The 13,948-nt window shown below is 66.8% G+C and carries 13 protein-coding genes; 5 read left to right on the top strand and 8 right to left on the bottom strand.

Annotated features, from left to right (window positions below; all coding sequences use genetic code 11):
• Positions 1–136: 136 nt before the first annotated feature.
• Together pth and B9N75_RS01475 are read right to left on the bottom strand one after the other, a co-directional pair.
• Positions 137–706: an aminoacyl-tRNA hydrolase gene (pth, locus tag B9N75_RS01480; RefSeq protein WP_085219343.1), complete on the bottom strand. Its 570-nt coding sequence runs from the start codon at positions 704–706 to the stop codon at positions 137–139.
• A 126-nt stretch (positions 707–832) separates the two neighbouring features.
• Complete coding sequence (locus B9N75_RS01475; protein WP_085217194.1) at positions 833–1,513, bottom strand: 50S ribosomal protein L25/general stress protein Ctc; 681 nt, start codon at positions 1,511–1,513, stop codon at positions 833–835.
• 159 nt (positions 1,514–1,672) lie between these two features.
• Here B9N75_RS01475 and B9N75_RS01470 point away from each other — a divergent pair, with 159 nt between their 5' ends.
• Positions 1,673–1,885, top strand: a complete 213-nt coding sequence (locus tag B9N75_RS01470; RefSeq protein ID WP_085217193.1) for a hypothetical protein — start codon at positions 1,673–1,675, stop codon at positions 1,883–1,885.
• A gap of 133 nt (positions 1,886–2,018) precedes the next feature.
• On the opposite strand, the gene B9N75_RS01465 is transcribed toward B9N75_RS01470, so the two are convergent.
• Positions 2,019–2,930 (bottom strand): TraB/GumN family protein, encoded by a 912-nt coding sequence (locus tag B9N75_RS01465; protein ID WP_085217192.1) that lies wholly within the window; start codon positions 2,928–2,930, stop codon positions 2,019–2,021.
• 122 nt (positions 2,931–3,052) lie between these two features.
• Here B9N75_RS01465 and B9N75_RS01460 point away from each other — a divergent pair, with 122 nt between their 5' ends.
• The 4 genes from B9N75_RS01460 to ppdK all read left to right on the top strand — a co-directional run bounded on the left by B9N75_RS01460 (position 3,053) and on the right by ppdK (position 9,576).
• Positions 3,053–3,922: a glycine--tRNA ligase subunit alpha gene (locus tag B9N75_RS01460; RefSeq protein WP_085217191.1), complete on the top strand. Its 870-nt coding sequence runs from the start codon at positions 3,053–3,055 to the stop codon at positions 3,920–3,922.
• A complete protein-coding gene (locus B9N75_RS01455) occupies positions 3,922–4,389 on the top strand; it encodes an endonuclease domain-containing protein (RefSeq protein WP_085219342.1) in 468 nt (155 codons plus the stop codon). The genes B9N75_RS01460 and B9N75_RS01455 overlap by 1 nt, the downstream gene beginning before the upstream one ends.
• A complete protein-coding gene (gene glyS, locus B9N75_RS01450; RefSeq protein ID WP_085217190.1) occupies positions 4,386–6,632 on the top strand; it encodes a glycine--tRNA ligase subunit beta in 2,247 nt (748 codons plus the stop codon). The genes B9N75_RS01455 and glyS overlap by 4 nt, the downstream gene beginning before the upstream one ends.
• A 277-nt stretch (positions 6,633–6,909) precedes the next feature.
• Entirely contained in the window at positions 6,910–9,576 is a 2,667-nt protein-coding gene (gene ppdK / locus B9N75_RS01445) for a pyruvate, phosphate dikinase (RefSeq protein WP_085217189.1), read from the top strand.
• A gap of 67 nt (positions 9,577–9,643) precedes the next feature.
• On the opposite strand, the gene B9N75_RS01440 is transcribed toward ppdK, so the two are convergent.
• The 5 genes from B9N75_RS01440 to B9N75_RS01420 form a co-directional block, all read right to left on the bottom strand.
• Positions 9,644–9,901: a lipopolysaccharide assembly protein LapA domain-containing protein gene (locus B9N75_RS01440; protein ID WP_085217188.1), complete on the bottom strand. Its 258-nt coding sequence runs from the start codon at positions 9,899–9,901 to the stop codon at positions 9,644–9,646.
• Positions 9,902–9,962: 61 nt separating this feature from the next.
• A complete protein-coding gene (locus B9N75_RS01435; RefSeq protein ID WP_085217187.1) occupies positions 9,963–10,961 on the bottom strand; it encodes a type II secretion system F family protein in 999 nt (332 codons plus the stop codon).
• A 12-nt stretch (positions 10,962–10,973) separates the two neighbouring features.
• Entirely contained in the window at positions 10,974–11,942 is a 969-nt protein-coding gene (locus B9N75_RS01430; RefSeq protein ID WP_085217186.1) for a type II secretion system F family protein, read from the bottom strand.
• A gap of 56 nt (positions 11,943–11,998) precedes the next feature.
• Complete coding sequence (locus tag B9N75_RS01425) at positions 11,999–13,276, bottom strand: pilus assembly protein CpaE (protein ID WP_085217185.1); 1,278 nt, start codon at positions 13,274–13,276, stop codon at positions 11,999–12,001.
• The gene (locus B9N75_RS01420; protein ID WP_085217184.1) at positions 13,276–13,929 is read right to left on the bottom strand and encodes a CpaD family pilus assembly protein; all 654 of its coding nucleotides are present in this window, start codon (positions 13,927–13,929) and stop codon (positions 13,276–13,278) included. The genes B9N75_RS01425 and B9N75_RS01420 overlap by 1 nt, the downstream gene beginning before the upstream one ends.
• Positions 13,930–13,948 lie beyond the last annotated feature (19 nt).

Raw genomic sequence — 13,948 nt, 5'->3', positions numbered from 1 at the left:
TAGTCGGAGCTGGGTGAGGGGTGAGCGCTCGCACAAGCGAGCGCGCGGCGCCGAGGCGACCCTCATCCAATCTCCGCTAGGGGGCGTTGCGCCAAGCTGCGCTATCCTTCTCCCCCACCGGGGAGAAGGGGGCGCGTCAATCCGCCAGCCGCCGCGCGACTTCGTTCATGAACCGCGCGTCGTCGCCGTCGGCGAGCCAGGGCGCCTCGGCGGCGATCGCGCCCAGCATGTCCGCGAGGTCGTCGACCTCGGTCTTGGCGTAATTGCCGAGGACATGCCCGGTCACCCGTGCCTTGTTGCCGGGATGGCCGATGCCGATGCGGACGCGGCGGAAATCGGCGCCGATATGCGCGTCGGTGGAGCGCAGGCCGTTGTGGCCGGCGGTCCCGCCGCCGGTCTTCACCTTCACGCGGAAAGGATCGAGATCGAGCTCGTCATGGAAGACGGTGACGTCGCCCGTCTCTCGCTTGAAGAAATCCAGCGCTGCGCGGACGGCGCGGCCGCTCTCGTTCATGAAGGTGGCCGGTTTCAATAGCAGGATACGGTTGCCGCCGATGCGGCCCTGCTGCGCCCAGCCGTGAAAAGCCTTCTTGACCGGCTCGAAGCCGTGCGTTTCGGCGATGGCGTCGACCGCCATGAAGCCGACATTGTGCCGGTGCATCGCATATTGCGCGCCGGGATTGCCGAGGCCGACCCAGATCTGCACGGGCGCCGCCTCCTCGAAACTATCGTCCGCGTCTGGCCCCGCTGCGGACGGCTGGCCGTGCAGCTCCACTGGCTTTGCGCCGAAGAGCGATGCGAGCCAGCGCCCGAGCGGGGCCATGCGAACCTATCAGCCCTGGGCTTCGCCTTCCGGCGTCTCGCCCTCGGCTTCCTCGCCTTCGTCCTCGCCCACGGTCGGGACGTCGCCGGCTTCAGCCGCTTCTTCGCCTTCCTCGGACTTCATCGCCGACGGCGCGACCACGGTGGCGATCGTGAAATCGCGATCGTCGATCGCCGATTCGACGCCCTTGGGCAGCGTGACGTTGGAGATATGGATCGAATCGCCGATCTCGAGGCCGGTGAGATCGATCTCGATCTCGCTCGGGATGTTCGAGGCGTCGCAGATCACTTCCAGCTCGTGACGGACGGTGTTGAGCACGCCGCCGCGCTTGAGGCCGGGCGCCTCGTCTTCATTGAGGAAGCGGATCGGCACTTCCACGGTCACCTTCGAATGCGCCGAGATGCGCAGGAAATCGACGTGGACCGGGCGGTCGGTCACCGGGTGGAACTGCACGTCCTTCGGCAGCGTCCGGCTGGTCTTGCCCTTGGCGTCGATCATCACGACGGTGTTCGTGAAGTGGCCGGTCTGCAGCGCCTTCACCAGCGCCTTTTCCTCGACGTGGATGCTCAGCGGCTCTTCCTTGTTGCCGTAGATCACGGCGGGCACGCGGCCCTCGCGGCGGATTGCGCGGGAGGCTCCCTTGCCTGCCTTTTCGCGCAGCTCGGCCGACAGCGTCAGCTGTTCGCTCATTGCTTGTTTCTCCAATAGAATATGCCCCGGCCTCACGCCTCCAGGGATGACCATGAGCGGGGAAGGCGCGCGCATAGCCGACGGTGGCGCGAAGGGCAAGGCACGTGGCGGCCGCGCGCGGCACATGCTACCGCCGTCGCGCAAGGTGAGGGGACGACAATGCGCATCGCTATACTGATCCTGGGCGTGCTGGCGCTGCTGCTGGGCGGGCTGTGGCTGGTGCAGGGCCTCGGCCTCGTCCGCATCGAGCCGATCGCCTGCGTCGGCGATTGCGAGACAATCGAAGGCTTTAATCCCGGCTGGGCGATCGCGGGGGCAGTGCTCGCGACTCTTGGCGCGTTCGGCATTCGATACGGGCTCCGCCGGCGCTAAATAAATCCTCCCCTGCGAAACGCAGGGGAGGGGGACCATGCGAAGCACGGTGGAGGGGTATGCCGAGTCCGTAATGCCCCTCCACCGTCCTGCGGACGGTCCCCCTCCCCGGGCAGCGCCCGGGGAGGACTTACTACTGCACGCGCTCGACCTTCAGGCCGCGCTCCTTCAGCATCTTTTGTACCGATTCCGGCCCGGCAAGGTGGCCGGCGCCGACCGCGACCAGCACCGTGCCGGGTTCGTCGAGCCGCTTTTGCAGCCAGCCGGCCCAATTCGCGTTGCGCTCCGTCAGCAGCACTTCGCGCAGCTCCGGCGAGAGCGAGGTGTCGCTGTTGAAGCTCTTCGCGATCCCCGCGACGTCGCCGCGCGTCCACGCCGCCAGCATCTCGTGGAACTGGTCCTTCGCCGCGGCGGGATCGTCGAGCGTCGCGGTGAGGAAGGCGCGTTGCGCGTCCTCGCTCAGCTTGTCGAAGAAGCCAAACTGCTGCTCGGCGGTCTCCAGCCCGCTCACCTTTTTGCCCGCATAATCGGCGGTCAGCCCGCGTTCGACGCCGGCATCCGCCTCGAACCCCATGTCCTTGAACGAGCGCGAGACCAGCGCCAGCGCCGCCGCCCAGGTCTTGAGCTTGTCGAGCGAGCCCTCGGGCATCTTTGCCTGCGCCATGTGCGCGCGCAGCGTCTCGCGCTTGTCTGCGGGTACGCGCTCGAGCAGCGGCGGAAGGCTGCCGTCGACGCCCACCGACATTATCTGCCGCGCCATCCGCGTCGCATCCTTGTCGGGCACGACCTCGACGACCAGCTCGTCGGACTGCTTCACCGCCGCATCGATCGCCGCGGTGCGCCACTGATAGCCCGGCGGCAGCAGGTGGATCGTGCCGAGCAGGTAGATCGTCGTGTCTTCATCGGCGAGCTTCCACATCGCCGGGCGCGGGTGGTCGGCGGCGGCATGGCGCGCATCCACTGTTGCGCAGCCCGGGAGCGCCAGCGCCGCCGCGGCGGCGACCGCCTTCTTCCAGTGGAGCGAAACCCGATCGATCAACCGCATGAACAATCCTCATCCTTTGCGCCGGCGAACTGGCGTCATTGCCCTTAACGCCAGCTTGCTTGACCGGCGATGCTGCATTGCGCCAAAGCGGCTTGCCCTCTCACTCCCGGCGGTGCGCAACCTTGGCAGCCAAACCTTTAAGCTTTCAGCGCCTGATCCTGACGCTCCACGATTATTGGAGCGACAGAGGCTGCGTCATCCTCCAGCCCTATGACATGGAGATGGGCGCGGGCACTTTCCATCCCGCGACCACCTTGCGCGCGCTCGGCCCCGATCCGTGGAAGGCCGCCTATGTCCAGCCCAGCCGCCGCCCGACCGACGGCCGCTATGGCGAAAACCCCAATCGGCTCGGCCATTATTACCAATATCAGGTGATCCTGAAGCCCAGCCCTGCGGACCTCCAGGACCTCTACCTCGGCAGCCTCGCCGCGATCGGCATCGATCCCTTGCTCCACGACATCCGCTTCGTCGAGGACGATTGGGAAAGCCCGACGCTCGGCGCCTGGGGCCTCGGCTGGGAAGTCTGGTGCGACGGCATGGAAGTGACGCAATTCACCTATTTCCAGCAGGTCGGCGGCTTCGACTGCAAGCCCGTCGCGGGCGAACTCACCTACGGGCTCGAGCGGCTGGCGATGTACATCCAGGGCGTCGACAGCGTCTACGATCTCGCCTTCAACGACGAGGGCGTGACCTATGGCGACGTCTTCCAGGAAAATGAGCGCCAGTTCAGCACCTGGAACTTCGAGGTGGCGAACACCGACACCTTGTTCCGCTGGTTCAAGGACGCCGCCGAGGAATGCGGCCGCTGCATCGCGGCGAAGCTGCCGCTCCCGGCCTATGATCAGGCGATCAAGGCCAGCCACATCTTCAACACGCTGCAGGCGCGCGGCGTCATCTCGGTCGCCGAGCGCCAGGCCTATATCGGCCGCGTCCGCGATCTCGCCAAGGGAAGCTGCCAGGCGTGGATGGAAAAGAACGGGTGGGCCGCGTGATGGCGCAATCAAATCCTCCCCGGAACGGGGAGGGGGACCGCGCGAAGCGTGGTGGAGGGGGCGTATCGCCGCTCCGGCGCCGGGAAACTTACCAAGCTCGGGACTTGCGCCGTGAAATGAGCTTGCCGGAAGTGCTGTTGTGGCAACGCCTGCGCGACAGCGCCACCGGCCATCGCTTTCGGAGGCAGCACCCAATCGGCCCTTATATCGCCGACTTTTGTTGCCTCGCGGTGAAGCTCGTCGTCGAAATCGACGGCGAAGCACATGACTGGGGTGATCGCCCCGCCCATGATGACAGGCGGGACATGTTTCTGAAACAAAACGGCTATCGCATACTGCATATCAATGCATCGGATGTGCTGCGTGACATCGACAGCGTGATCTGCGGGGTCATAGCGGAGGCGGAGAACCCCCTCCACCAGGCTGCGGCTGGTCCCCCTCCCCGTGCCGGGGAGGATCTGGCGTGACCGATTTCCTGCTTGAGCTGCGATCCGAGGAAATTCCGGCGCGGATGCAGGCGAAGGCGTCGGCGGATCTCGCGCGCCTGTTCGCCGAACGGCTTGCGGATGCCGGCCTTGCGGCGGAAGCGGTCGAGACCTGGGCGACGCCGCGCCGCCTCGCGCTCGTCGCGCGCGGATTGCCGCTGGAGACGGCGGCGGTCAGCGAGGAAGTGAAGGGGCCGCGCACCTCGGCGCCGCCGCAGGCACTGGAGGGCTTCCTCCGCAAGACCGGCCTTAAGCAGGATCAGCTCGTCGATCGCGACGGCATCTGGTTCGCGACGCTCGATCAGCCAGGCCGCCGCACCGCCGACGTCCTCGCCGAAGCCATCCCGGCGATCATCCGCGCTTTCCCCTGGCCAAAATCGATGCGCTGGGGCGCCGCATCCGTCTCGACCGAAAGCCTGCGCTGGGTCCGCCCGCTGCAGGGCGTCGTCGCGCTGCTCGGCGAGGAGATCGTCGATTTCGAGATCGCCGGCATCCGCTCGGGCGCCGCGACCGTCGGCCATCGCTTCCACCATCCGGGCCCGATCACCATCGGCAGCGCGGGCGATTATGCCGAGAAGCTGCGCGCCTGCCACGTCATCCTCGATCCCGCCGAGCGCCGGGCGATCATCGCCGAGAGCGCCGCCAGGGCCGCCGCGGACGCGGGGCTGGCGCTGGTCGACGACGAGGGCCTGCTCGCCGAGAATGCGGGGCTCACCGAATGGCCGGTGCCGCTGCTCGGCCGCTTCGATCCGGCCTTCCTCGACGTGCCGCGCGAGGTGATCCAGCTCACCATGCGCACCAATCAGAAGTATTTTGCCGTCAATGACGCCGCCGGCGCGCTTGCGCCCGCCTTCGTCTGCACCGCGAATATCGACGCGTCGGATGGCGGCGCGGCGATCGTCGCGGGTAACCAGAAGGTGCTCTCGGCGCGGCTCAGCGACGCCAAGTTCTTCTGGGAGAATGATCTCAAGGTGCCGCTCGAAGAGCAGGCGAAGAAGCTCGACCAGATCGTCTTCCACGAAAAGCTCGGCACCGTCGCCGCCAAGGTGGAGCGCGTCGCGAAGCTCGCCGAATGGCTGGTGCAAGAGCGATTCGTTCGCGCCGACAAGGCGGAGGTCGCTGCCGCCGCGCGGCTCGCCAAGGCCGATCTCCTGACGCAAAGTGTCGGTGAGTTTCCCGAACTGCAGGGCACGCTCGGCGGCTATCTCGCGCGCGCGCAGGGCAAGAGCGAGGCGATCGCGGGTGCGGTCCGCGATCATTACCGGCCGGCGGGGCAGGGCGACGCGGTGCCTGCCGATCCGGTGACGCTGGCGGTCAACATCGCCGATCGCCTCGACACGCTCGTCGCCTTCTTCTCGATCGGCGAGAAGCCTACCGGCTCGCGCGATCCGTTCGCGCTCCGCCGCGCCGCGCTCGGCCTGCTTCAGATGCTGACCAAGGCTGGGCTGCGCCTGCCGCTGGGCGACGTGCTGGTCCAGGCGGCGGTGCTGCTCATCGTATCGCGGCTCGGTGCTCTGTCGTCGGTCAGCTTCCCCGATCTGCTCGACGAGGATGACGACGAGCATGTCATCACCGCCGAGGTCGGCACCTACACCTACCGCCACGGCGATCATGTCGTCGTCCGCTGGAAGTCGTCGCTGACCCCCAATCTCGAGCGCGGCAAGGTGATCGAAGAGGCGAACGATCTCGCCGAGGCGATCCTCGATTTCTTCGCCGATCGCCTGAAGGTGCAGCAGCGCGAGGCGGGCGTCCGCCACGATCTGATCGACGCGGTGTTCGCGCTCGGCCGCGAAGATGGCGCGGCGGAGGACGATATCGTCCGTATGATCGCGCGGGTGAAGGCGCTGCAATCCTTCGTCGAATCGCCGCAGGGCGCTGATCTCCTCGCAGGCTACAAGCGCGCCGCCAACATCCTCAAGAAGGAGGAGTGGAGCGGCCAGAACGGGCGGAACAAGGGCTTCTCCTACAGCCCGCTTGCAGAGGAATCCGATCTGGACGACGCGCTCGACATCGCCGAGCCCAAGGTCGCGCAGGCGGTGAAGGACGAGGAGTTCGAGCGCGCGATGACGGCGCTGGCCGCGCTCCGTGGGCCGGTCGATGCCTTCTTCGACAAGGTGACGGTCAACGATCCCGATCCCGCCAAGCGCGAGGCGCGGCTCGCGTTGCTCGCGCGGATGCGCAAAGCCGTCCACCGCGTCGCCGATTTCTCCCGGATCGAGGGGTGATGGGAGCGTTGCACGGCGCCTCTCCCCTCCCTGCAAGGGAGGGGCCGGGGGTGGGTAGCGAGCGCAGCGAGCTCTTCGCTCAAGCCGCACGTGACCCTTCCGCCGAACCCACCCCCGACACCTCCCTTGCAGGGAGGGGAGGCGCCCCGCGCCAAACCCCTGTCCTACACGCCCCGAAAAGAGGAAGAGCGTTGACCGATAACCGAGCGGCGAAAGGGATTTTCCGAACCCCCATGGCCAGTGCGAACATTGGGAACATTCGCGTGAGGGTCGGCGCATGAGCCGCTCGGTCTATCGCTTCGGCGGCGGCGCTTCGGACGGCGGCGACGGCGACAAGGCGCTGCTCGGCGGCAAGGGCGCGAACCTCGCGGAAATGGCGTCGATCGGCCTCCCCGTGCCGCCCGGCTTCACCATCGCGACCCCGGTCTGCGCGGCTTATTATGACGCCGGCGGCTGTATCCCCGATAGAATCGCGTCGGAGCTGAACGAGGGCATCGCGCATATCGAGAGCGTGACCGGTAAGCGCTTCGGCGATGCCGCCGATCCCTTGCTCGTCTCGGTGCGGTCGGGCGCGCGGGTGTCTATGCCGGGGATGATGGATACCGTCCTCAACCTCGGTCTCAACGACGCGACCGTCGCGGGCCTCGCGGCCACGTCGGGCGATCCGCGCTTCGCGTGGGATAGCTACCGGCGCTTCGTCCAGATGTATGCCGACGTCGTCCTCGGCCTCGATCACGGCGCGTTCGAGGAAGCGCTCGAGCTCGCCAAGGAAGACAAAGGCGTCCACCTCGATACCGATCTCGACGCGGGCGATCTCGAGGCGCTCGTCACGCGCTTCAAGGCGCTGGTCGAGGAGGAGTGGGGCAAGCCCTTCCCGCAGGGCGTCCACGATCAGCTCCGCGGCGCGATCGGCGCCGTGTTCGGGTCTTGGCAGTCGGACCGCGCGAAAGTCTATCGCCGGCTCAATTCCATTCCCGGCGAATGGGGCACCGCGGTCAACGTCCAGGCGATGGTGTTCGGCAATATGGGCGACACGTCGGCCACCGGCGTCGCCTTCACCCGCGATCCCGCAACCGGCGAGCGCGCTTATTATGGCGAATATCTCATCAACGCGCAGGGCGAGGATGTCGTCGCCGGTATCCGCACCCCACAATATCTCACCAAAGCCGCGCGCGAGAAGGCGGGCGCCAAGGCGGTCTCGATGGAAGAGGCGTTGCCTGAAGTCTATGCCGAGCTCGCCCGCGTGTTCGACCTGCTCGAGCGGCATTATCGCGACATGCAGGATATCGAGTTCACTGTGGAGCGCGGCACGCTCTGGATGCTTCAGACGCGATCGGGCAAGCGCACCGCCAAGGCGGCACTGCGCATCGCGGTCGAGATGGCCGACGAAGGCCTGGTGAGCGAGGAAGAGGCGGTGCTGCGGGTTGATCCCGCGGCGCTCGATCAGCTCCTCCACCCGACGCTCGATCCCGATGCCACGCGCGAAGTGATCGCCAAGGGACTGCCCGCGTCGCCCGGCGCCGCATCGGGCAAGGCGGTGTTCGATGCCGACACCGCGGAGCGCAAGGCTGCGGACGGCGAGGCGGTGATCCTCGTCCGTGTCGAGACCAGCCCCGAGGACATACACGGGATGCACGCCGCCAAGGGCATCCTCACCGCCCGCGGCGGCATGACCAGCCATGCCGCGGTCGTGGCACGCGGCATGGGGCGGCCCTGCGTCTCGGGCGCCGGCTCGGTCTCGATCGACTATAAGGCGCGCACCATGCGCGTCGGCGGGAAGGAGGTGTCGGAGGGGGATATCATCACCCTCGACGGCGCGACTGGCGAGGTGATGCTCGGCGAAGTGCCGACCGTGCAGCCCGAGCTGGTAGGCGATTTCGGCCGGCTGATGGAGATGGCGGATATGGCGCGGCGGCTCCGCATCCGCACCAATGCCGAGACGCCCAACGATTGCCACACCGCGCGCGAGTTCGGCGCGGAGGGGATTGGCCTCTGCCGCACCGAGCATATGTTCTTCGATGCGGCGCGCATCTCCGCCGTCCGCCAGATGATCCTCGCCGACGACGGCGAGGGCCGCCGCGCCGCCCTCGACAAATTGCTGCCCGAGCAGCGCGCCGACTTCGCCGAGATTTTCCGTATCATGGCGGGGCTTCCCGTCACCATCCGCCTGCTCGATCCGCCGCTGCACGAGTTCCTGCCGCATCAGGAGCATGAATTCGTCGAGGTCGCCGACGCCGCCGGGGTCGACGTGGCGACGCTCAAGCGCCGCGTGTCCGAGTTGCACGAGTTCAACCCGATGCTCGGCCACCGCGGCTGCCGGCTCGGCATCACCTATCCCGAAATCTACGAGATGCAGGCCCGCGCCATCTTCGAGGCGGCGTGCGATGTGGCCGCGGAGACCGGCGACGCGCCGATCCCCGAGGTGATGGTCCCTCTGGTCGCCACCGAGGCGGAGCTGCGCATCATCCGTGAGCAGATCGACCGGACCGCGAAGGCCGTGTTCGCCGAGAAGGGGAGGAGCATCGACTATCTGGTCGGGACGATGATCGAGCTGCCGCGCGCGGCGTTGCGCGCGGGAGATATTGCGAAACAGGCGGAATTCTTCAGCTTCGGCACCAACGATCTGACGCAGACCGCGCTCGGCGTCAGCCGCGACGACGCGGGCCGCTTCCTCACCGCCTATGTCGAGCAGGGCATCTTCGCCCGCGATCCTTTCGTCAGCATCGACGAGGACGGCGTCGGCGAGCTGATCCGTATCGCCGCGGATCGCGGCCGCGAGACCACGCCCGGGCTGAAGCTAGGCATCTGCGGCGAGCATGGCGGCGATCCCGCCTCGATCGCCTTCTGCGAAAGCGTCGGCCTCGATTACGTCAGCGCCTCGCCCTACCGCGTCCCCATCGCCCGCCTCGCAGCGGCGCAAGCAGCGCTTCGGGCGCGCACTTGAAGCCCGCCCCTTCGATGGGGGAGGGTTTGGGTGGCGGTGGCGTCAGAAAGTGATCACCGCCGCCAGATCAGCGCGGCGGCAACGGCCGGTCGTCGTGCGCGCGCGCGGCGATGTCGCGTGCTTCGAAATGCTTGCGCTCGGCCTCCAGCACTTCGCGGCGGCGGACTTCCTCCTCGCGCAGCTTGACCTCTTCGGCACGCAGCCGCGATTCCTCGCGGTAACGGCGCTTCCACTTGGTGCTCGCGAACACGAACCCGCCCAGGAAGATTCCCAGGAAGAAGACCAGCAGGACGACGACCCATTGGGTCAGGGTGAAGGGTTCCATTCGCGCTTACTCCGGCGATTGCTTCGTTGCTGAAACAATCGCCGGGACGCGCGCTGGTTCCTTATTGCCGGTTGATGAAGCTGTCGGTGATCGAGCAGGCCGCGGGGCCGAGGATGACGATGAACAGCGTCGGCAGGATGAACAGGATCAGCGGCACCGTCATGATCGCCGGCAGACGCGCGGCTTTTTCCTCGGCGCGCATCATCCGCTCGTGGCGGAATTCCGCCGAGAGGACGCGCAGCGCCGACGCGAGCGGCGTGCCGTATTTCTCGGTCTGGATCATGGTCGTCACCACGCCGCGGATCGATTCCAGATCGATGCGGTTGGCGAGATTCTCGAACGCCTGGCGCCGATCGGTGAGGAAGCCGAGCTCGATCGAGGTCAGTGCGAACTCGTCACCGAGCTCGGGGTAGGCCTTGCCCAATTCCCGCGCGACGCGGCCGAACGCGGCATCGACGGTGAGACCGGCTTCGGCGCAGATCACCAGCAGATCGAGAGCATCCGGCAAGCCCTTGCGGATCGCCGCGGTACGCTTGGTGATCTTGTTCTTGAGCCACAGATCCGGCGCCTTGTAGCAGCCGACCAGAGTGCCGGCGGCGAGCGCATATTTCTTGAACGCGCCCCATTCGGGGAACCAGTCGAGCACATAGATGCCGACGATCACGAAGGTGCCGATGGTCAGCGGCAGCACGAAGCGCGCGAAGATGACGACGAAGGCGAGATCCTTGGAACGGATGCCGGCCTGCATCAGCTTCTTCTGCGCCTTCTCGACCTGCTCGTCCTGGAGCATCTTGAGCGAGCCGAGGAGGCTCCGCACCCAGTCGGTCGCCTCGTTGCGGTTGCTGATCTTCTTGCGGCGCTTGGAGGTCGAGGCGACGATGCCGGCCTTGAGCTGCTCGCGCCGGTCGTTCAGCGCCTTCATCCGCTTCGCCATCGGATCGCGCACCGTGGTTGCGGCATAGATGGCGACGAGCACCGCGAAGGTGGCGATGGCGGACAGCGCCGTCGCCACGAAGATCACGTCGATGCCAAAGAGGGTCGGTCCGGTTGCGGGCTGCATCGATCGAATATCCTAGATTTCGAAGCGGATCATCTTCGCCATGATGAAGGCGCCGATGCACATCCAGAGGAGGCCGCCCGCGCCGATCACCATCAGGCGCGGATCGCTGAAGAATTCCGCCATATATTTGCGGTTGATGATCCAGATCATCGTGAAGACGATGAAGGGCAGCGCGCCGATGATGTAGGCGGAGGCCTTGGATTCGGAGGACATCGCCCGGATCTTGAGCTTCATCTGCGCGCGCTTGCGGAGCACGTCGGCGAGGTTGGAGAGCGTTTCGGCAAGGTTGCCGCCGGTCTCGCGCTGGATCGCCAGCGTGATCACGAAGAACTGGAATTCCGGCGTGCCGAGCCGGTCCGCCACGTCCTGCAGCGCCGCTTCCATCGTCCGGCCGATCTTCATCTTGTCGGAGACTTCGCGGAACTCGACCGAAACCGGGCCGGGGATTTCCGAGGCGACGATCTGGATCGTCTCCGAGATCGGCAGGCCCGAGCGGAGACCGCGCACCATCAGCTCGATGGCATCCGGAAAGCGCGTGGTGAACTGGTTGACGCGGCGCTTGACGAGAAAGCCCACGACAAGATGCGGCAGGCCGATGCCGACCAGGAGGCCGATCATGATCGAAAACAGGCCCGGCGCGCCGCGCACCGAGAGGAGGAACGCGACGACGATTGCAAGGCCAGCTGATGCCATCGCATATTGGCCGAGCGTCCAGGTGCGGCCCGTCCGCTCCAGCCGCTGGCGGAGCAGCGCCGGGTTCGGGATGAAGCGCTGCGCCAGGTTCTCGATGCGGTTGTCGCGTGCGGCAGTGATCTTGCGAAGCTGCGCTTGCGCGGCGACCTCCGCCGACCGGCTATGCCGCTCGCGCAAGCCCTCGAGCCGGCGCGCCTGCGCCTTGGCGGTCGAGGGGCCGGCCATGGCGAAATAGAGCAGCGCCAGCGCGCCGCCCATTCCCGCCATTATCATCAGCATCGGAAGCATCGGCGTCTCCGGCCCTTATCCGGCAGCGCCGGCGATCACGATCACACTACCGCGCGTCACGCGGCTATGGCCTTCGGCTTCTTGCCGATGAACTGCTTGAAATTGCCGATCTTGCCGAGCAGCGAGCCAGGAGCGACATCGCCCTCTTCGTCGCCGTCGACGCCCGACAGTGTCGCCTTGACGAGCTGGTTGAGCGGCGCCGCAATCTTGGCGCCGCCGGCGACCTTGGCGACCGGCTGGCCGAGCTTGGCGGCCTGCGAGGCGATCTTGGCATCGAGCGGCAGGACGATATCGACCTTGCGCTCGATCGAGCGTTCGAACTCCTTGCGCGACACTTCCTGGCTGCCGCCCGGCGGCACGCGATTGGCGACCACCACCACGCGGGCCTGCGGCGCATTCGCCTTCAGCCACGAGAGGATGCGGATCGCATCGCGGGTCGCGGCGAGCGTGAACTCGACGACGACGACGCAGACATGCGTATCGTGGACGAGGTGCGGATGCTGGACCAGCATGTTGCGCGGCAGATCGAGCACCGTCGTCTCGAACGCGTTGCGCATCTCTTCCTGAAGCTGGAAGAAAGCCGAACCGTCGGTCAGCAGCGGCTGATTGATCGGCGCCTCCGCCGACAGCACCGAAAGCTTGTCGTTGGCGCGGACCATCGCGCGCTCGATGAACAATCCGTCGATGCGGCTAGGATTCTCGATCGCGTCTGTAAGGCCACGGCCCGGCTCCAGATCCAGCGCGAGCGCACCGGTGCCGAAGTGGATGTCGAGATCGAGGAGGGCGGTCGAGCGCCCGGCCTGATCGCCCATCAGCCACGCCAGCGACGAAGCGACCGTCGACGCGCCGACGCCGCCGCGCACGCCGATCACGGCGGCCACGACATGCGGACGATCGATCGACGGCTCGTTGACGCGCGGCCCGGAGATGGTGAGCTGCGCATTGGCGAAGGCGTCACGAAGCTGATCCTGGCTGAACGGCTTCAGGAGATAATCCTGGATGCCGCTCGACAGCAGATCGCGATAGAGGCGGACGTCGTTCACCTGGCCCGCGGCGATCACCACGGTGCCGGGCTCGCAGACTTCGGCCAGGCTGTTGATGTCGTTCAGCGGGTCGCCGCTTTCGCTCAGGTCCACGAACAGGATGTTGGGACTAGCCGAGACCGAGAGCGACTGCACCGCGTTGCGCAGGCCACCCTTGTTGACCTTCTCCGGCGCCCAGCCGTGCTCGACCGCGATCGGGCGGATCAGCTCCGCCGTCGCATCGTCGGCGACATAGGCCGAGAAGGGATCGCGCAGGCTTGCGCCGCGAGCGCTATGGAATGGCGCGTTCATTACTTGCCCCCCGTGGTGGCTTCCGCCTTCAGATTTTCGGCGCCGGTCGGCCGGCGTTCGCGATAGGTCTTGATCGCCTTGGTCGAGGTCGCAGCATCGACGCTGGCGGCGCCGGCCTGGCCGAGCACCAGATCGTTGGGATCGGCAATCATCGCAGCGAGGTTGGAATTGGTTGCGCAGCCGAAATTCGGGCTGGTGGTGATCCGTGCACCGAGCTGCTTCTCGTCCCACACCGGGCAGCCGGGGACATGCGCGCTACTGCGGCTGACGACGACACGGATGGCGCCCGGAGACACCTGACCGGCAGTGACCGGTGCGCCGTCGGCGACGAGCAGACCGTAGCGGCCCGCAACGCGGCCGACATCGTCGCGCGCGCCGCCGGCATAGCCGCCGGCGTCGTCGATCGAGACGCGATCGCCGTAGCCGAGGTTCAGCGAGGCGAACCAGGCGTCGAGCCGCGAGAGTTCGGTGCCCGGCACGCCGCCACCCTGGGTGGCGACGTCGAACACATAGTCGGTGCGCTGCACGACCGGCTGGTTGACCGAATAGAGGCTGGGATTGTGATGCGTGCTGAGCCCGTTCGTGTAGCTCGAGCAGCCGGCCAGCGCGGTGCCGATCAGGGCGAGGCCGGCGAAAGTGCGGATGGGTGCCATGTTCGCTAAGTCCTTGTCC

Origin of the sequence: Allosphingosinicella indica (genome assembly GCF_900177405.1) — a bacterium.
Lineage (GTDB): Bacteria > Pseudomonadota > Alphaproteobacteria > Sphingomonadales > Sphingomonadaceae > Allosphingosinicella > Allosphingosinicella indica.
This window is presented reverse-complemented; position numbering and strand designations above follow the sequence as displayed.